The organism is Bulleidia sp. zg-1013, assembly GCF_019798045.1.
Taxonomy (GTDB): domain Bacteria; phylum Bacillota_I; class Bacilli_A; order Erysipelotrichales; family Erysipelotrichaceae; genus Bulleidia.
Map to the genome: position 1 here is coordinate 156,699 of NZ_JAGXEX010000002.1, position 18,988 is coordinate 175,686.

19 protein-coding genes and 1 tRNA gene are annotated in these 18,988 nt (G+C 37.2%); 18 read left to right on the forward strand and 2 right to left on the reverse strand.

The window, feature by feature from the left end:
• Positions 1 to 14 precede the first annotated feature (14 nt).
• From K7I92_RS02560 to ptsP, 9 genes are all read left to right on the forward strand, one after another.
• Positions 15 to 95, forward strand: a tRNA-Leu gene (locus K7I92_RS02560).
• A 237-nt stretch (positions 96 to 332) separates the two neighbouring features.
• Entirely contained in the window at positions 333 to 707 is a 375-nt protein-coding gene (locus K7I92_RS02565) for a hypothetical protein (RefSeq protein ID WP_203244486.1), read from the forward strand.
• A gap of 36 nt (positions 708 to 743) precedes the next feature.
• Positions 744 to 2,069 (forward strand): replication-associated recombination protein A, encoded by a 1,326-nt coding sequence (locus K7I92_RS02570; RefSeq protein WP_203244485.1) that lies wholly within the window; start codon positions 744 to 746, stop codon positions 2,067 to 2,069.
• Positions 2,070 to 2,136: 67 nt separating this feature from the next.
• A complete protein-coding gene (lon, locus tag K7I92_RS02575; protein ID WP_220281923.1) occupies positions 2,137 to 4,437 on the forward strand; it encodes an endopeptidase La in 2,301 nt (766 codons plus the stop codon).
• A gap of 57 nt (positions 4,438 to 4,494) precedes the next feature.
• Positions 4,495 to 5,808: a C1 family peptidase gene (locus K7I92_RS02580; RefSeq protein ID WP_220281924.1), complete on the forward strand. Its 1,314-nt coding sequence runs from the start codon at positions 4,495 to 4,497 to the stop codon at positions 5,806 to 5,808.
• 59 nt (positions 5,809 to 5,867) lie between these two features.
• Positions 5,868 to 6,770, forward strand: coding sequence for an ROK family protein (locus tag K7I92_RS02585; protein WP_220281925.1), 903 nt, complete (start codon positions 5,868 to 5,870; stop codon positions 6,768 to 6,770).
• A 239-nt stretch (positions 6,771 to 7,009) separates the two neighbouring features.
• Positions 7,010 to 7,537: a ribosome hibernation-promoting factor, HPF/YfiA family gene (hpf, locus tag K7I92_RS02590; RefSeq protein ID WP_203244482.1), complete on the forward strand. Its 528-nt coding sequence runs from the start codon at positions 7,010 to 7,012 to the stop codon at positions 7,535 to 7,537.
• Between the two features lie 129 nt (positions 7,538 to 7,666).
• Complete coding sequence (locus K7I92_RS02595) at positions 7,667 to 7,954, forward strand: MG284/MPN403 family protein (protein ID WP_203244481.1); 288 nt, start codon at positions 7,667 to 7,669, stop codon at positions 7,952 to 7,954.
• 48 nt (positions 7,955 to 8,002) lie between these two features.
• The gene (gene ptsP / locus K7I92_RS02600) at positions 8,003 to 9,706 is read left to right on the forward strand and encodes a phosphoenolpyruvate--protein phosphotransferase (RefSeq protein WP_220281927.1); all 1,704 of its coding nucleotides are present in this window, start codon (positions 8,003 to 8,005) and stop codon (positions 9,704 to 9,706) included.
• 366 nt (positions 9,707 to 10,072) lie between these two features.
• On the opposite strand, the gene K7I92_RS02605 is transcribed toward ptsP, so the two are convergent.
• Positions 10,073 to 10,789: a metallophosphoesterase gene (locus tag K7I92_RS02605; RefSeq protein ID WP_220281929.1), complete on the reverse strand. Its 717-nt coding sequence runs from the start codon at positions 10,787 to 10,789 to the stop codon at positions 10,073 to 10,075.
• A gap of 90 nt (positions 10,790 to 10,879) precedes the next feature.
• On the opposite strand from K7I92_RS02605, the gene K7I92_RS02610 reads away from it, so the two are divergent.
• Positions 10,880 to 11,611, forward strand: coding sequence for a YebC/PmpR family DNA-binding transcriptional regulator (locus K7I92_RS02610; protein WP_203244478.1), 732 nt, complete (start codon positions 10,880 to 10,882; stop codon positions 11,609 to 11,611).
• Positions 11,612 to 11,653: 42 nt separating this feature from the next.
• Here the strand turns inward: K7I92_RS02610 and K7I92_RS02615 are convergent, their stop codons facing one another.
• Positions 11,654 to 12,763, reverse strand: coding sequence for a nucleotidyltransferase family protein (locus K7I92_RS02615; protein WP_220281931.1), 1,110 nt, complete (start codon positions 12,761 to 12,763; stop codon positions 11,654 to 11,656).
• Between the two features lie 128 nt (positions 12,764 to 12,891).
• Here K7I92_RS02615 and K7I92_RS02620 point away from each other — a divergent pair, with 128 nt between their 5' ends.
• From K7I92_RS02620 to K7I92_RS02655, 8 genes are all read left to right on the forward strand, one after another.
• Positions 12,892 to 13,395: a DUF177 domain-containing protein gene (locus K7I92_RS02620; protein WP_203244476.1), complete on the forward strand. Its 504-nt coding sequence runs from the start codon at positions 12,892 to 12,894 to the stop codon at positions 13,393 to 13,395.
• Between the two features lie 13 nt (positions 13,396 to 13,408).
• Entirely contained in the window at positions 13,409 to 13,585 is a 177-nt protein-coding gene (rpmF, locus tag K7I92_RS02625) for a 50S ribosomal protein L32 (protein WP_203244475.1), read from the forward strand.
• A 169-nt stretch (positions 13,586 to 13,754) separates the two neighbouring features.
• Positions 13,755 to 14,192, forward strand: coding sequence for a division/cell wall cluster transcriptional repressor MraZ (gene mraZ, locus K7I92_RS02630; protein ID WP_203244474.1), 438 nt, complete (start codon positions 13,755 to 13,757; stop codon positions 14,190 to 14,192).
• The gene (gene rsmH, locus K7I92_RS02635; protein WP_220281932.1) at positions 14,189 to 15,145 is read left to right on the forward strand and encodes a 16S rRNA (cytosine(1402)-N(4))-methyltransferase RsmH; all 957 of its coding nucleotides are present in this window, start codon (positions 14,189 to 14,191) and stop codon (positions 15,143 to 15,145) included. The genes mraZ and rsmH overlap by 4 nt, the downstream gene beginning before the upstream one ends.
• The gene (locus tag K7I92_RS02640; RefSeq protein ID WP_203244472.1) at positions 15,129 to 15,449 is read left to right on the forward strand and encodes a hypothetical protein; all 321 of its coding nucleotides are present in this window, start codon (positions 15,129 to 15,131) and stop codon (positions 15,447 to 15,449) included. The genes rsmH and K7I92_RS02640 overlap by 17 nt, the downstream gene beginning before the upstream one ends.
• Positions 15,450 to 15,451: 2 nt before the next feature.
• Positions 15,452 to 17,626, forward strand: coding sequence for a penicillin-binding protein (locus K7I92_RS02645; protein ID WP_220281933.1), 2,175 nt, complete (start codon positions 15,452 to 15,454; stop codon positions 17,624 to 17,626).
• Positions 17,627 to 17,639: 13 nt separating this feature from the next.
• On the forward strand, positions 17,640 to 18,644 hold the full coding sequence (gene mraY, locus K7I92_RS02650; protein ID WP_220281935.1) for a phospho-N-acetylmuramoyl-pentapeptide-transferase: 1,005 nt from the start codon (positions 17,640 to 17,642) through the stop codon (positions 18,642 to 18,644).
• A gap of 55 nt (positions 18,645 to 18,699) precedes the next feature.
• A complete protein-coding gene (locus K7I92_RS02655; RefSeq protein ID WP_203244470.1) occupies positions 18,700 to 18,987 on the forward strand; it encodes a post-transcriptional regulator in 288 nt (95 codons plus the stop codon).
• The last annotated feature ends 1 nt before the right edge of the window (position 18,988 follow it).

Here is an 18,988-nt window from a genome sequence, read left to right on the forward strand (position 1 = left end):
GAAGGCTATTATAGGCGGTCATGGTGGAATGGTAGACACGCTGATCTCAGACGTCAGTGAGGAAACTCATGCAGGTTCAAGTCCTGTTGACCGCATTTGTAAAAGGAATATTCTCTTAGCTTAAGGAGATAAGGCAATTATTCGTCTAATCTTCAAATAGTATTCTTTGGATTAATCAACCTTTATGTAAAAAACAAGGCGTTTTTTCATATTTTAATAGTAATTATTCCAAATAAATTCTAAATCTAGTAAAAAATAGTGGTATTTTTTGTATAAATTCGTGTAGAATAAAACTATATATAAGAAAGCTTATAGCAGAGAAGGAGATTTTTATGAGAAAAGTACATAATGGAAAAGTTTATGATACAGAAACTTCTGTGTTTGTGATGTCGTTGAATATAGAAGGATTGAAGCGCGATCTTTATCAAAAATCAACAGGGGAGTTCTTCTTGTATGACGAAAATTCGGAAAGAATGCGTCCACTTCGTTTTAAAGAGGCTCAGCACTATGTATTTGAACAAGGCACAAAAGAAATCCAAAATAAATTCTTTGGTGCGATTGAAACGAATCATGAAAAGATTTTAATTTCAGCCTATATTACAAAAGCTCAAAAAGCTCATTTAAAGAGAGCGGCCGCTATTCACGGCAGTTCCATTTCAGCCTTGATTGGTCAATGGGCGGACTCTTTGGATTATTTCGATAAATAAGGAGACGAAAGTCTTCTTTTTTTATACAATAAGGGTATGAATTTATTCCAAGAAGAAAATGATGAATTGAAAGAACCGTTGGCACACCGTATGCGACCTAGGACATTAGAAGAAGTGGTTGGTCAGTCACATATTTTAGCAAAAGATAAATTGTTATATCGAGCTATCCAAGCCGACCGTTTGTCTTCGCTTATTTTAACGGGACCAACAGGAACAGGAAAAACAAGTTTAGCAATGGTGATTGCTCATAGTACAAAATCTAATTTTGAACAAGTCAATGCGACCATAGCGGGTAAAAAGGATTTAGAAAAAATTGTTGAAGAAGCTAGAAACTATAAGGAACAATATGGTAAAAAGACGATCTTGTTTATTGATGAAATTCATCGTTTCAATAAAGCCCAACAAGATTACTTACTACCTTTTGTTGAAGAAGGATTAGTCACTTTAATTGGGGCAACCACTGAAAATCCTTATTTTGAAGTCAATCGAGCTTTATTATCAAGAAGCACGGTCTTTCAATTAAAACCACTTTCTAAAGAAGATATTGTGCAGCTTTTAAAAAGAGCTTGTGCTGACCATAAACGAGGAATGGCTGTCTTTATGCCCCTAGTTCAAGAAGATGTTTATAGCTTTTTGGCTCAAGCTAGTGATGGTGATGCAAGAGTAGCTCTTAATGCTCTTGAATTAGCGATATTAACAACCGATGCGAATGAGGAAGGTTATCGTGAAATCACATTAGAAATAGCGAGTGAATGTATTCAAAGAAAAGTACTTCGTTATGATAAGGATGGGGATAATCACTACGATACTATTTCTGCTTTTATTAAAAGTATGCGCGGTTCTGATCCCGATGCGACCATTTATTATCTGGCTAGGATGTTAGAGGCAGGGGAGGATGAACGTTTCATTGCTCGTCGTATTATGATTTGTGCTAGTGAAGATGTTGGTAACGCTGATCCTAGAGCGATTGAAATTGCGACAAGCTGTGCTTTGGCAATGGAAAGAGTCGGTTTACCGGAGGCGACGATTATTCTAGCTCAAGCTTGTACCTATGTGGCTTGTGCACCAAAATCAAATGCAAGCTACTTGGCACTTCATAAAGCTCAAGAGGCAGTTAAAAAGTATGGTAATCTTCCGATACCGGCCTATTTAAAGAATATCGTGATTGAGGGTGAAGAGAATATTGGTAAAGAAAAAGGCTACCAATACGCTCATGATTATCCTCATCATTATGTGGAGCAACAGTATTTGCCCGATGCGATTAGAAAAGAAGTCTTCTATCGTTTTAGTGATAATGCTTATGAAGCAAAATTGAAAAAATATTTTGCATATATCGGTAAAAAGAAAATTGGGAAAGAATGAGCGTAATATTAGCACTCATTCTTTTTAAGTGCTAAAATAATAGTCATAAAAGAAAGGTAACTAAACTATGGCAGAAATCGTTCCTATTTATAACGTTGTTATTCTTCCTCATTCCACAGTTTTCCTAACGAGTGAATCTTTTAAAGAAGCCACCGGCAAAGAAGCGAAAGTGGGTGAAAAAATATATTTTGCGTTAGAGAAGAAAGCATTGAATGAAGAAAATTTTCTTCCTGAAAACTTTTATAGCTTAGGTGTATCGGGAACTGTTACCGAAGTACATAACGATGGTTTTTTAATTGTTAAAACACACAATCGCATTGAGTTTGAAGATTTGTATTTAAATGCGAATCGTACTTTAGGGGTTACCAGTGTCATCAACAATCCTGAAAAAGAAGATGTGGAGGAAGAAAATTACCAAAGCCGTATTCAAGGTCTAAAGAATAGTTTAATTCAATTCACATCGCAATATCGTTGGGCATTAGGAGCAAAATCCTATATCCAACAGATGACTACAGCGGAAGAAATTATGACAGGCATGTCGCAACTCATCAGTATTAGCGCTGAGGATAAATATGCGTTGCTAGTTGAAGATTCGCAAGAAAAACGTTTATCGATGATTGAAAAATATGTTTTGGAATATACAGAGATGAGCAATGTATCCAAAGCGGCCAGTTCAGCTCAAGAGGAAGACAATCAGAAAGCTTATCGCGAAATGGCAATTAAGAAACAAATTGAATTCTTGCAAAAAGAGTTGGATGAGATGCATCCGGAAAATGTAAGTGATATTCGTAAACTGGAAAAAAGAATTCAAGAATCCGGGATGAACGAAACAGCTCTAAAAGAAGCTGAAAAAATTCTTTCTCGTATGAAACAAGAAGGTTCTAATTCACCGGAATATGGGAATCTTTATAACTATTTAGATTTTTTAACTTCATTATCTTGGCAAGTTCCTTTGGCTGAAAAAATTGATATTCATAAGGCGGAGGAAATCTTGGATGAAAATCACTATGGTTTAAGGAAAGTGAAAAAGCGTATTTTGGAACAAATTGCCGTGATGGATTTAAACCACCAACAAACCGGCTCTATTCTTTTGTTCGTGGGAGCTCCAGGAACCGGTAAGACCTCCGTTGGTAAATCCATTGCTCGTGCTTTAAAGCGTGAATATGTCCGTGTGGCTTTGGGTGGTGTTCGTGATAGTTCAGATATTCGTGGTCATCGTCGCACTTATATTGGTGCCATGCCTGGTCGTATTATGAATGGTATTCAGAAGTCCGGTTCTTCTAATCCGGTAATGGTGCTGGATGAAATTGATAAATTATCAGCTTCGTACAACGGGGATCCGGCTTCGGCTTTATTGGAAGTGTTGGACCCTGAACAAAATAACACCTTCACGGATCATTACATGAATGTACCTTATGATTTATCGAATGTTTTATTTATTTGTACAGCGAATAGCTTGGATTCTATTCCGGAGCCATTATTAAATCGTATGGAAGTGATTGAATTTCAAGGCTATACGGAAAGTGAAAAGTTCCAAATCGCTAAGCGTCATTTATTGCCAAAATCCATGGCAAAGATGGGTATTTCTAAATCCATGTTAACGGTCAGCGATGATAGTATTCGAGCTATCATTTCGGGTTACACGATGGAAGGCGGTGTGCGTGGCTTAAAAAAGAGGATGGACCAAATTTGTCGTTATACAGCGGTATTAGTTTCTCGAGGTCGCGCATCAAAATTCCGTGTCAGTCGAAAAAACTTATCAGAAGTATTGGATATGGATCCAATTGAACATGCTAAAATTCAAAGAAATGCCAAGGTCGGTATTGTGACCGGTTTAGCTTGGACAGCGGCCGGTGGTGAGATTCTCTTTATTGAAAGTCTAATGAGCGAGGGTAAAGGGAATATTAAGATGACGGGGCAACTTGGTTCAGTGATGCAAGAATCAGTGCAGATTGCTTTATCTCTAGTGAAGACGATATTTCCAAAAGAAGCGAAACAATTGGAAAACCATGATATTCATATTCACTTCCCATCTGGTGCTGTTAAGAAAGATGGTCCAAGTGCCGGCATAACGATTACGACGGCACTAGCTTCTTTGTTGACGAATCAAAAAGTTCATCCAAGTTTAGCAATGACAGGTGAGGTTTCACTTCGTGGCGGTGTGCTGGCGATTGGTGGTTTGCCTGAAAAGTTAATGGCGGCGCTTCGATCGGGGGTAAAAACAGTTTTAATTCCAAAGGATAATGAAAAGAATTTAAAGGATGTCCCACAAGAAGTAAAAGATCAGTTGAAGATTGTTCCCGTTGCAACAATTGAAGAGGTTCTATCGATTGCTGGAATTAAGAAGCAAAATAGTGTCATTCGGTAAATCTATAGACAGTTATCTATAACTAACTTATACTAAATAAAAAGGAGAGGAAATGGTATGAAAATTGAGTTAAAAGAAATTGAAAGACTAGAGAAAAAATATAGTAAGAATGAGAAAGCGACGGTATTACGTCATGCTTTAAGTACGCATCCATTAAATGATGTTGTCCACAATGAAATGGCAGACCGAGATAACCAAAACATGTTCTCCTTAGATTTAGAAACAATGCCGGTGACGAACCAACTTCAATCAGGACGTTGTTGGATTTTCTCGGCATTAAATGTTTTAAGAGAAGCGGCAGCTAAGAAATATAACGTAGAAGAATTGGAATTCTCACAAAATTATGTAGCATTTTACGATAAATTAGAAAAAGCCAACTGGTTTATGACCTGTGCCATTCAAGAAATTGGGGCTGGATTAGATTCTGAAAAAATGCGTTTCTTACTCAAAGAAGTTGTTGGCGATGGTGGTCAATGGAACATGTTAGTGAGCTTGATTCGCAAGTATGGAATTGTTGTAAAGTCCGCAATGCCGGAAACTTACCAATCATCCCATACAAACTCCAATATTTTATTAAATCGTCGTCTACGCCGTTTTGTTTTGGATATTCAAGGCAAGAATGAAACGCAAATTGCTCAGTTGCATAAAGAGGCCTTAGAAGAAATTTATGGTTTATTAGCTTCTTGTTTCGGTTTACCACCCAAAACATTCACTTGGGAATATCGTGATAAAGACAAAAAATTCCATCGCTTAGAAAACCTAAATCCAGTGAAATTTTATGAAGATTTAGGTATTGCTTTAGAAGATTATATCTATATTATCAATGGACCAACCGCAGACAAGAAATTCTATCAAACATATTCGGTTGAATTATTGGGAAATGTAGTAGATGGTGAGGATATCTGTATGTTAAATCTACCAATGGATGAGCTGAAAGAAGCTGTTATTGCCCAAATGAAAGATGGTATGCCAACATGGTTCGGTTGTGATTGCTTACAGTTTGCTAATCGTACAACAGGGGCGTGGGATGATCAACAATATGCTTATGCTTCTAGCTTTGATATGAAATTAGAAATGAGTAAAGCAGAACTGTTGGATAGTCATGAATCCATGATGAATCACGCCATGGTTTTGACAGGTGTTAATTTAGTAAATAATCAACCAAATCGTTGGAAGATTGAGAATTCTTGGGGCGATACGATTGCTCATAAAGGCTATTTCGTTGCTTCGGATACATGGTTTGATCAATATGTTTATGTAGCAGCGGTCAATAAGAAGTATTTAAGTAAGAAAGCCTTGAACGCTTTAAAGAAACCATCAAAGGTCTTAAAACCTTGGGATCCGTTTGGAACGCTAGCAAGCACAAAATAAAGATGAGAGAAATCTCATCTTTTTCTTTGTATAATAGAGATGATGTTAGGAGATAAATGATGAAAACATATATTGGAATTGATTTAGGTGGAACGAATGTGCGAGTGGCTAAGGTCAGTGAAACAGGGGAAATATTAGCTAGTATAAAAAGCGCTTCTTATGGAAATGAAGGCGTTGAAAAGGTGTTATCTAATTTGAAATCTTTGGTTCGTGAAATTCCTAATTGGAAAAATTGTATAGCAATCGGTATTGGTGTTCCAGGTCCTGTCAACACCAAGACAGGAGCGATGAATTTAGAAACAAATTTACCGGGTTTTCAAGGCTATCCTTTAGCCGGTGAATTAAAGAAAGAATTTGGGATGCCTGTCTTTATTGATAATGATGCGAATGTGGCAGGTTTAGCAGAAGCGATGGTTGGTGCCGGAAAAGATTTTTCCAGTATTTACTACGTAACAATTTCAACGGGTATTGGTGGTGCTTTCGTTTGGCATAAACAAGTGATTTCGGGAAGTCATGGTTTTGGTGGAGAAATTGCGAATATTATCATTGATCGTAATCGTGAGAAGATTAATTATTTAAATGTTGGGGCGATTGAAAATGAAGACAGTGGTACAGCGATTGTTCGAAAAGGAAAAGCTTTATTCCCTCAAGAAGATATTCAACACGCCGGTCAAGTATTCCAATTAGCGAAACAAGCTAATCCAGACGCCTTGAAATTAAAAGCAGAAATCGTCCGTGATTTAGGACAATTGTTTGCGACAATCTCTTGTGTTGTGGATCCTGAAGCTTTTGTGTTGGGCGGTGGCGTTATGAAATCAGCTGACTTGTTCTTTAGTGAAGTGATTGAATCCTTTAAAACACAATCGCATACCTTTGTTGGTGATACACCATTTTTAATGGCAGAATGTGATGAGCCGGGGGTTATTGGGGCGGCAATGTTGCCAATGTCACAAGGATTATGATTTTTCATATGGCGGATGATCGTCTTTATCGTTATTGGGTTTGTTTATTCTAATATAGGTTTAAAGAAGAAAAAAGTGGACTTCGATGAGAAGAGAAAGCTTCAGTGTGAGATTAGGGAAGATAGTTTAAGGTTTATTTACCTTCATGAAAAGTATCTCTTGGTTGATGACACTCACGAAATGAAAATGCTAAAATAAAGGTAGAAAAGGGAAGAACCTTTTTCTATAGGAGGTATCATATGCGTTTTGAAATTGTTGGTAAGAATGTGGAAATCACAAAGGCTATGCGTAGCCAAATTGAAGACAAGCTAACCGGCTTAGAAAAGTATCTCTTAGTGGAGGATGATACAATAGCTCGTGTTGTGGCTCGTGTGTATCCAAAATCACAAAAGGTGGAAATTACCATTCCAACCAAGATTGGCACGGTTCGTGCTGAAGTTGTTCAAGAGGATTTCTACGCGGCTCTTGATTTGGCGATTGACAAGCTGGAGGATCAAATTCGTCGCCAAAAAACGCGTCTTTCGAAGCGCCATCGTGAACATTTAGCGAAAGCTTTCATTGATGAAAGCGCAAAAGCAGAGGAGAAAGAAGTTCCGGTTCGTACAAAAATTATTCAAGCGGATAAGATGTCCCTTGATGAAGCCATTCTTCAAATGGAATTATTGGGACATAGTTTCTATGTCTATACGGATGAGGAAACGAATAAAAAAGCCATTGTTTATCAACGTGATTTAGGTGGTTACGGTTTACTTGAGGTACAAGAATAAAAGGCACTAGTTGCCTTTTTTAGTGGTAAAATTCAATTTAAATTGGTGTAACAATAGTTTATATAGAGGATTTATGATTTTAAGGGAATTTCACGTAGATTGGTAATACGTGGTTGAAAGGAATATAAGATGTGTATCCAGTGTTACCAAGATCAGCAAAGAATTCTGATGTACGTCGGTCAAGCTTACCAATGTTGTAAAAAGAAATTTCAACGAAGTGCATACGATGAACAATTTTTGAACTTGATCGAAAAGGCACTGATGACCTGTTCAACAGAAACAAATTGGATTATTCGTTATGATTATTTAGAAAAGAAGAAAAACAATTGGTACATGGAATATTTTGCTAAATCTTCTTATTATCGTTTAAAAAAAGTAGCGATTGTCGAATTCTTAAATTGCCTAGAACTCTCTTGAATGATAAAATTAGTAAAGCTTTTCCAAGGGGAATATAGGAGGACAAGTATGAAAGGTATTGCGGCATCGCAAGGTATTGCTATTGCGAAGGTTTATAAGCTAGAACAACCGGTTGTGGAAATTGGTGCAGAAGTAAAATCAGTGAATGAAGAAATGGCTATTTTAGATAAAGCCATGGCAAAGACTATTTCAGATATTGAAGCGATTAAGGAAGTAGCTTCTAAGAGTTTAAAGGCAGAAGAATTAGAAATCTTCGATGCTCATTTAATGATGGCAAATGATCCGGAATATCGCTCCTCCATTGAAAGTTCTATTCAAAATGATGGGGTTAGTGCCGCTAGTGCCGCTAAGAGTGTATCGGATAGGATGGTTGGCATGTTTGAAAGCATGGATGATGAATATATGAAAGCTCGTGCAACGGACATTAAGGATGTTTCATTCCGCCTTTTATGCAATATTTTAGGTAAAGAGATTCCAAATCTTGTGACTTTAAAGGAACCGGTTGTGATTGTAGCGAAAGATTTAACACCATCGGATACAGGTTCTTTAAATAAAGAATACGCAAAGGGCTTTGTGACTGAAATGGGTGGTCGTACTTCTCATTCGGCTATTATGGCTCGTTCTTTAGAGATTCCGGCTATTGTTGGTTGTGGTGATTTACTAAGCCAAGTTAAGAATGGTGATGAAATTATTTTAGATGCGATTGCAGGAGAAATCATTTTAAATCCAAGTTCTGAGCAAGTTGTATCTTATCAAGAAAAATGGCTGGATTTCCAAAAAGAAAAAGAGGAATTAAGGAGCTTAAAGGATAAAGGTTCCATGACCTTGGATGGTCATAAAGTGGATTTAGTCGGTAACATCGGATCACCGGCAGATGTACAAGCTGTTTTGGATAATGGTGGTGAGGGTGTTGGTTTATTCCGTACTGAATTTTTATATATGAAGAGTGAGGAAGATTTCCCTAGTGAAGAGGTTCAATTTTCTGCTTATAAGCAAGTGTTAGAAGCGATGGAAGGTCGTCAAGTGGTTATTCGTACTTTGGATATTGGTGGCGATAAGAAATTAAAGTACTACCAATTTGAAGAAGAAATGAATCCCTTCTTGGGAGTTCGTGCGGTTCGTTTCTGCTTAATGAGAAAAGATGTTTTTCGTACTCAATTGCGAGCCCTATTAAAAGCTTCTGCTTATGGTAAGTTAGCGATTATGTTTCCAATGATTGCGACTGTGAATGAATTCCGTGAGGCTAAGGGATTGTATGATGAAGTTCGTGCTGAATTAGAAAAAGAAGGCGTGAAGATGGCTAAAGTTCAAGTTGGTATTATGATTGAAATTCCGGCAGCTGCGGTTAATGCAGACCAATTAGCGAAAGAAGCGGATTTCTTCTCTATTGGTACAAATGATTTAATCCAATACACCATGGCAGCTGACCGTATGAGTCAAAATGTTTCTTATCTATATCAACCATTCAATCCATCCGTTCTCCGTTTAATTAAGATGGCGATTGATGGCGCTCATTCACAGGGTAAATGGTGTGGTATGTGTGGTGAAATGGCTGGTGATGCTCAAGCTTCTCCTATTTTATTGGGACTAGGATTGGATGAATTCTCTATGTCAGCAGTTTCTATTTTGCCAGCACGTAAGGTAATCAATTCTTTGAGTTATGAAGAGATGAAGAAACTAGCGGATGAATGTGTTCAATTGGCAACAGCAGAAGAAGTGAAAGCTCATATCGAAGAAGTATTAGGAAAATAAAAAAGAGGCTAAGACTTTAGTTGTGCAAGAATCTTTGCATAGAAGAAGTCTGCCTCTTTTCTTGTTGTTCTCTTTAGAGGGTTGAGCACGCAAAACATGCGAAATAATAAACCATGATGTTTGGTGGTGGAGGTGCTATTAGAAAAGCTTTAATAAGGTAAAAAATACCCCATAAGATGATTGATTATGTAGAGATAGATAAGTTTGCATACACTATTACCACTCAGCAAATGCGTATATCTAATTCAGGAATCATTGATTTAGGTAATGGCAATAAAAGAAGGAAAAGCTTGTAGTGAAGAGGTGTTTGAATAGATAAGCAAAGAAAAGGTACAATATCATCAATATTGTATAAAAAGCCATTCATCATGGCTTAAATTGTTTGGATGGTACTGAAAATTCTTGTTGATCATCTAATCTTAAACAAAGAAGACAACGACCAAAGACACAACCGCCATCAATATGAAAGACATCGTGGTCGGTATGAATGATATGGTTTTCATATTGTTTCCCATAAATGAAGGTTGGAACATGACCGACGATTAAAGTGCTATTAGAAAGAGAATTGGCAGTTAAATCCTCTTCACACCAAACCAATGTGTTTTCTTTAAGTGAAGGAATTAAATGGTAATCTTTTATTTCTTTTCCTAAACCAGCGTGCACAAGGGAGTATGGATGATTTTGTACTTTTAGGTTTTGATAAGGATTTAAACTTTCTAAGTAACATTTAATGTCATAGCATTCGGGATTAGATAAAGATAAAAATTGATCAATGGTCGAGGCACCACCATTGGCTTCCATCCACAAACGAAGTTCATAACAAGCCGGTTCTTTTTGGCGATTGTTTTTTAAATCAATTAAGTAATCTGCATAATCTCTTAACCAAACATCATGATTACCTAAAATGACAGTCATATTTGACTGAGCCATAATAAATTGTAATAAAGGAATAGATTTAGGACCACGATCACAAATATCACCGTTGATGTACAGATGGTCATATTGATTGAAATGAATTTTATCTAACATTTCTAAAAATTCATCATAACAGCCGTGCAAATCACTCATAACATAGGTAGACATATTTCTATTCTAACACAAGCCATTTATCTATACAGAACGAAGGCTTTTTGATATAATGGCGTCGTTTACGAAAAGAAAGAAGGTATATCGATGGGAAGAGCACATGAAGTACGAGCTGCTTCGATGGCAAAAACAGCTGCCATGAAATCAAAATTATATTCGCGTTTCGGAAAGGAAATCTTTATTGCGGCGAAGTCTGGTGTTCCTGATCCTGAAATGAACTTAAATTTAAAACGAAAGATTGCGGAAGCTAAGAGCAATCAGGTTCCTGCCGATGTTATTAAGCGTGCCATTGAAAAGGCAAAAGGTGGCGATGCAGACAATTATTCAGCAGCTCGCTATGAAGGCTTTGGTCCTGCTGGAGCAACGGTTATTGTGGATTGCTTAACGGATAACACCAATCGCTCAATTACAGATGTTAAAACCTGTTTTAACAAGTGTAAAGGATTTAAGATGGTTAATGCCGGTAGTGCTTCTTATACTTATGAAAGTGTGGGATTATTTGTATTCCCATTTGAAGATGAAGAAGCCATGTTGGATGCCATGATGGAAGGCGATGTGGATGTTTTAGATATGAATGTTGAAGATGGCGTGATGACGGTTAAAACTTCTTTTACTGATTTTGGCAAGGCGCATGAAGTTTTTGAAGAAAAGTTCCCAAATTTAACATTTGAAACTTGCGAAGCCACTTGGTTGCCAAGTGAATATGTGACATTAACTGAACAGGAAGACATTGATGCTTATCACAAGTTAATGGATATGTTGAATGAAGTGGATGATGTGGATAAAGTCTACTCAAATGTTTTAATTCAATCAAAATAACAAAAGAAGGACCTAGGGCAATATGTACCGACCCCCAAAAGTCTACTGATTGGAGGTCACCTCAATAAATATAGGTCCTTTTACTTCGCGTTCGATGAGCTCTTGTTCGTGATGAACAAGGGCATAGCTGTAGGTGGTTCTTAATTCTATTTGACGAAGCTTTTCATCTAGCTTAGAGAATTTCACAACAGCGGGGAGCTTTTTATTTTCTTTTAACCATTTTCGCCCAATCGTATTGAAACCAAGAATACGAAATTGATGAAGTGGTTTTAGGGATTGAACATCTTCTTTTTTAATATGATTTAGGATTTGTAGACAAGTTCTTTGAATACGAGCTTGGGTGTAACGATAATTCACCGCCATATTGATGAATTTTTCAAAGTTTTCACATTCCTTAGCACAGTTGATTAAATGTTTCTCAATGCCTTCTTGGACTAGGAAAAAGGATTGTAACTCTTTTCTTGTGCTAGATAGAAGTTGGAAGCGAAGGAAAGGGTAATACTCGTTCCAATGATGAAATTGTTTGCCTTGAAAGGATAGCGGTGTCGCTTTGGAAACATCTTGTTTGTGTCTTAAAGCATAACGGATGCCTTGGGCAGAGGCTAATTCTTTATTTTCTAAGCTATGATACGCTTCTCCTTGGCGTTGAATCAAATAAGGCTGGATGGAGGAGTTCTCTAAGGCTTTTAAGTAACTAACCGCTAGAATGTCATTTGGTAACATGGCTCCAGTTAATAAAGAATAAGCTTTTGGAAAGGAACTACCATCCCGCATTGCTTCGTGTAAATAATCGGGATTGACGGGAGTTTGGGCAATTTCTTTTAGATTTTCCAGATTACCACATTCACTACCAAAACAAACATAGTCCACTTGTGCTAACTGAAGGATTTTAATCGCAGCTTTGGCGAATTGAGAAGCACTTTGACTAGCATAAATATAAGGTAATTCAATGACCACATCCACACCTTGTTTCAAAACGTCTTCGGTCCTAGTCCATTTATCTAAGAGGGCCGGCTCTCCTCGTTGGACAAAATTACCAGATATCACAACAATGATAGCGTCTACTTGAAGCTCTTTTTTTATCTTTTGAATTTGGTAAAGATGACCAAAGTGAAAGGGATTGTATTCCACAACAATACCACAGGTTTTCATCTATTTTCTCCTTCTACCATGCTAGAATAGCAGGAAACTAGAACTTTAAGCAATGTATCTGTGGGTTTGATTGACTTTAGGCTTCCCTTTGGTATAATAATTAGGCGTTATTAGGTAAGGAGAACGAAGTGAAGTGGACGAAGGCGCAGTTATTGCAAAATGACAACTTACATTTGGATCAAGATTTACAGTTTTCACAAGCTGATTTGGAACAAATGCCGGAGATTTTAGCGCTTGAGAATGTTCATCTAGTCGCCCATGGTTATCTGAATGAAGAAGAAACAGAAGTTTTAGTTCATTTAGACTTGGAAGGTGATATGGTACTTCCCGATTCCATTACGAACAAACCTCTTCGCTTACCATTTCAAACGGAAAGCGATGAAGTGTATAGCTTCGTTCCAAGTGAAGAAGATGGTGTTCGCCTAGTTGAAAATGGTGTTGTGGATTTGCATAAAGCAATCTTAGATGTCATTCAATTAGAAGTTCCTCTACAAGTAACACAAGCAGCCGATGATGAGTATCCCGAAGGGGATGGCTGGAAGGTCTATAGTGAAGCTGCCTATCAACAAAGTCAAGCTAAGGAAATGGATTCTCGTTTGGCAAAGTTGAAAGAATTTAAAGAACAAGATTAGGAGGTGCAATAAGATGGCTGTTCAACAAAGAAGAAATTCAAAAACACGCAAGAACAAGAGAAGAACGCACTACAAATTAGCCGCTGCCACATTCGTGAAGTGCCCTAATTGTGGCGCTTACAAGCTTCCTCACCACGCATGCCCAAGCTGTGGTAGCACAGGTAAAGAAAGTTCTGCAGTAAATGCTTAAGACTGATCCTTTTGGAAAAGTCTTTTTATTTTTTAAAGAAGAAGAGAAGTTCTTTTCTTCTTTTTTTGTGTCTTATTAGAAGCTGTTTTCAACGATAAAACACTTGAAAAAGGATAATTTTTTGATAAAATGTGGTAGAAAGTGGTAAGAAGTGGGAAGGAGTCATGAAATGAGAATGTTTACAGGTGAATATCGCCATAACTTAGATGCTAAAAACCGTTTGATGATTCCTGCTAAATACCGTGACCAATTAACCCTCAAGATTTATGTGACCGAATGGCTGGATGGATGTTTAGCCGCCTTTGCACAAGAAGAATGGGAAACTTTGGTGCAAAAGCTCAACAGCTTACCAATAACCAATGCTAAGGCAAGAGCCTTTGTTCGTCGTATCACCGGAAAGGCGGATGAATGTGCTTTAGATAAACAAGGTCGTATTCTTCTTCCTCAATTCCAATTAAGTGATGAAGGGTTTGAAAAGGCTTGTGTGGTAGTTGGTGCTTCCAATCACTTTGAAATATGGCCAGAAAAGAAATACGACGAGTATAGCAAAATTGGTGGTGACAACTTTGAAAACTTTGCGGAAGACTTAACGGAGATGCTTCTATGAGTGAACACATTTCGGTTTTGTTAGAAGAAAGTATGGAAGCCTTAAATCTCCATCCGGATGGTATTTATGTGGATGCAACTTTAGGTCGAGCCGGGCATAGTACAGAGATTTTAAAGCAATTAAGCACCGGTCATTTATATGCTTTTGATAAAGATGAACAAGCTATTGAAGAGTGCTCTTTAAAACTTAAAGATTACGAAAAGAAAGTAACTTTAATTCATGCAGATTTTTCTCGAATGGTTGAAAAGCTTCATGCGTTAGGAGTTGAAAAAGTCGATGGTATTTTTTTTGACCTTGGTGTTAGTTCACCACAGTTTGATCAAGGTGAAAGAGGCTTTAGCTATCGATTTGAGGCACGCTTGGATATGCGCATGGATCAAAAGCAGGATTTGGATGCTTATCAAGTGGTCAACAATTATAGTGCTAAAGAGTTAACCGATATTTTCTTCAAGTATTCAGAAGAACGCTATGCACCTAAGATTGCTAGTAAGATTTGTGAAGTTCGTGCAATCCAACCAATTGAAACCACTTTTGAACTAGTAAACATCATTAAATCTTGTCTACCAGCAAAGGAGTTAAGAAAAAAGAAACATCCAGCAAAACAGGTGTTCCAAGCCATTCGTATGGAAGTTAATGATGAATTAGGATCGCTGGAACAAGCTTTAAATCAAGCTTGTTCATTATTGGAGGAAGGTGGTCGCTTGGCGGTCATTAGTTTCCACTCGATTGAGGATCGCATGGTCAAACATATTTTAAAGAAACATTGTGAAGTTGAACAACCGGACACAAGACTTCCAATTAAATCCAGGGATATAAAGCAAGCTGACTTTCGATTGGTGCATAAGAAACCAATCCTAGCAAAAGAAACAGAGCTAGAAATCAATCGTCGATCGCATAGTGCGAAGTTAAGAGTAATAGAGAGAAGGATAAAGGAATATGGCACGTCTTGTTAAGAAAACAAAAAAAGTGAAAAGAAATTTAGATGGTATTTATATGATGACATTTATTTTAGCGTTTATACTATATTTGGTATCATCTTTGTTCATTAGCAATTTGAATAACTCTTTAGCAACTCAAGTGCAAAAAGTGAAATCAGAAACAGCGACATTAGAGTTACAAAACAACGCTATTGCGGTTGAAACACAAAAGTTATTGGTTTCTGATCGCATTAATAAAATTGCAAATAAAAAAGGTTTAACTCGTAATCAAGCTAATATCACAACCGTTCAAACTCCTGATACCAAAATGGGTGAGTAAGTATGGCAAAAAAGAGAGTGATAGCAGAAAGTGGAAAAATATTAGTGGTTTCATCACTGGTTTTTTTCCTTTTGATCTATTCTGTCTTTCAGGTAAGCATTGGGAAATACCATATGCGTTCAAAGACGGATTTAAAACCATATATTGATAAAGCAAATGTAGTCACAAAAACTGAACAAGCTCTTCGGGGTGTGATTTATGATCGCAATGGTAATGTCTTAGCCCAAGATAATCGTACCTACGATATTATTTGTGTTTTGAAGGAGCGCTTAACCGGTGATAAAAAGCCGGCATATGTCAAAGATAAAGAACATACGGCTGAGGTTTTAAGCTCTATCTTAGGTATTTCAAAAGAAGAGCTTCGCAAAAAATTCAATCAAAAAATCTACCAAACTGAATTGGGTGTAAAAGGTCGTAATTTAAGCAAGGCAACAAAGGAAAAAATTGATGAAGCCAAGCTTCCCGGTATTGAATTCCGAGATTCTATTAAGCGTGTTTATCCAAATGGACAGTTTGCCACGAATTTGATTGGATATGCGGTTAGTGATACCAAAGGGAATACCGTTGGTAAGATGGGATTAGAAATGTATTTAAATAACTATCTCACAGGGGAAAATGGATCGATTGTTGAACAAAGAGATAAAAATGGCTATGTATTACCAGGTATGAAACAAGAAACCAAAGCGGCAGTGAATGGCAATAACGTGACTTTAACCTTGGATTCCGGTATTCAAAATACCCTCGAGGAGTCTATGAAACAAACCATGAAGAATATGAAAGCGGAAGCAGTTTGGGGCGCGGCGATGGAAATTGATACCGGTCGTGTGGTGGCTTGGGGTCAATCCAATTCTTTTAATCCAAATACACTTGAAAACATCAAGGAATACTCAAACTTCGGTATGCAAATGCCATATGAACCGGGTTCAACAATGAAATCGTTCACCTGGGCGGCGGCTATGAATGAAAGTAAGTATAATGGTGAAAAGAAAGCGGAGGGAAATAAATGGTGTTTTACATCCGATAATAAAAATAACCCTGTTCGTTCAAGTGAAAGCAATAGCTATGGTTGTATCTACAACGCTCGTCGTCGTCAATGGAATAGTCAAAGCTTAGATTCCGGTTTAATTCATTCTTTAAATACGATTGCGGCAACGATTTTAACCGAATACATCAATCCAACCATTTATTTGGAATATTTGAAGAAATTTCATTTCTTTCAAAATGTGGATACCGATGGTATTCCGGAAACCGCCACAAGTCTAAATTATAATTATCCGGGAGATAAGGTTGCTTTATCCTTTGGACAGGGTTCAACGGTAACACTGATTCAATTGTTGCAGGCTTATACGGCTTTAACTGGTAATGGAGAATTGGTAAAACCATATTTTGTGGAATCAATTAAGGATGCTTACGATTCTTCCAAGGTGATTTATCAAGCCAAGAAAACGGTTGTTGGTAAACCTATTAAAGCCGAAACAGCCAAGCAAATTCAAAAAGTAATGACACAGGTTGTTCATAATAAAACCGGTTCAGCGAAGTATTACCAAATTCCAAATGTGAAATTGATGGGTAAGACCGGAACAACCCAAGTAGCGGAAAAGGGTAGTTATGATACAGGAAAGACAATTTCTTCTTTCATGTGTGCGATGCCGGCTGAAAATCCAAAGGTTTTGGTGTATTATGCGTTTAAAGGACCGGATAATCTAAGTGCTCATGTCGATGTTGAGCCACAAAAGGCTTTCTTAAGAAAGGTTGCGATGACCTATGGTTTTAGTGATAAAACGGTAAAATCAAGTGAACAAAAAGATAAAGGAACACAACTGATTCAATCCACGATGCCAAATGTTGTGAATCATAGTTTGCCTTATGCTAAGCAACAATTGAAATCAAGCAAAGTCAATTTATTGGTTCTCGGAGAAGGACAATCGGTTATTAGTCAATATCCACTTGCGACACATCGTGTATTATCAAATGAAAAAGTATTTTTAGTGATGGATAAGAATCAATTTAATCTACCGGATTTGCGTGGTTGGTCGCGTAAAGAAATTGAATCATTACGAGATGTGACGGGATTTAATTTTGTCGTAAAGGGAAATGGTGTTGTCTTGAAACAGTCCGTTCCAGCTAACTCTGTGGTGCATAAAAATGATAAGATAGAAATTCAGCTAGGAACATAAGGGGAAAAAGAGAATGAAGAAAAAATATATAGAAATTGGTATTTATCTCTTAGGATGCATTATTGTTGCGCTTGGAATGCCGACTACATCAGCGATGGCTTTCTATTTAAGTAGTGCTTTAGTGTTGGTGATTATGCCTAAATTTATCCAATATTTAAAGAAAGTATCTATCCAACAAACCGAATCAGAATATGCTTTAGAAAAGAAAAGCGGAACACCTATTATGGCAGGACTATTGTTCTCCCTTGTGACAATGGTAACGACTATTATCTTTGCGCCAAATAAAAGCGATTTAACACTATGGATGTTAGTGCTAGGGCTTGTTGGCTTCGGAATGATTGGATTTGTGGATGATATGACGGTTGTTTTGAAACGAAATAACGCCGGTTTAAAAGCGAGAACTCGTTTATTGATTGAAGCCATTCTAGCTATTGTGATGACATTTCTTCTTTATCAAATGAAAGGCTTGGATTATTTAAAAGGAGCCTCTATTTTCCAATGCCTCGGCTTTCTTATCATTATCCTATTGATGTTTATGGGATCAACTAATGCGGTCAATTTAACCGATGGTATGGATGGTTTAGCCGGTGGGGTGAGTTTGATTGCTTTTATGGCTTATTTTATCTACGCTATTCAGAAACAATTACCAGTCATCGCTATCTTTTGTGCGGCTATGGGAGGTAGTTTATTTGGTTATTTATTCTTTAATCATAAACCGGCGAAGGTTTTTATGGGCGATACAGGCTCTTTAGCTTTGGGTGGTTCTTTAGCAACGATTGCCTTGATTACGCACACTGAATTAGCTTTGATATTAATTGCCGGTATTCCTGTTCTTGAAGCCATGAGTGTTATCATTCAAATTAGTGCAGTAAAATTATTTCATCATCGTGTTTTCCCTTATACACCAATTCATTATAGCTTTAAAATCTGGGGATTGAAGGAAGTTCAAGTTGTTTATTTATTCTGGTTATTGGAATTTTTCTTTGCGATGATTGGCTTATGGCTATTAATTCATTAAAAAGCTCTACAATAGAGCTCTTTTTTTTGTTATAATTGTCGAACTGGGAGGAAGAATGAACAAAGAAGTCTTCGATGTAAATCATCCATCGGTTCAATTAGCGATGGTTTTAAAATTAGAACAGATGAAAAGGACACAAGTTCCGACTCTTAGTTATAGTGACTTAGAAGACTATTTAACTTTGTTTATCTGGAAAAATGGAATAAGCGATAGCTTAACCGAGGCGGTGGATACGATTTGGAAGATTGAAGCGAAAGATATTATTCGTTTTTTATCGGTCCAAGCCATCCGTGAGGGGGCTAAGATGCCAATAACCGATTTTTCAGAAATGATTGGAGGATAAG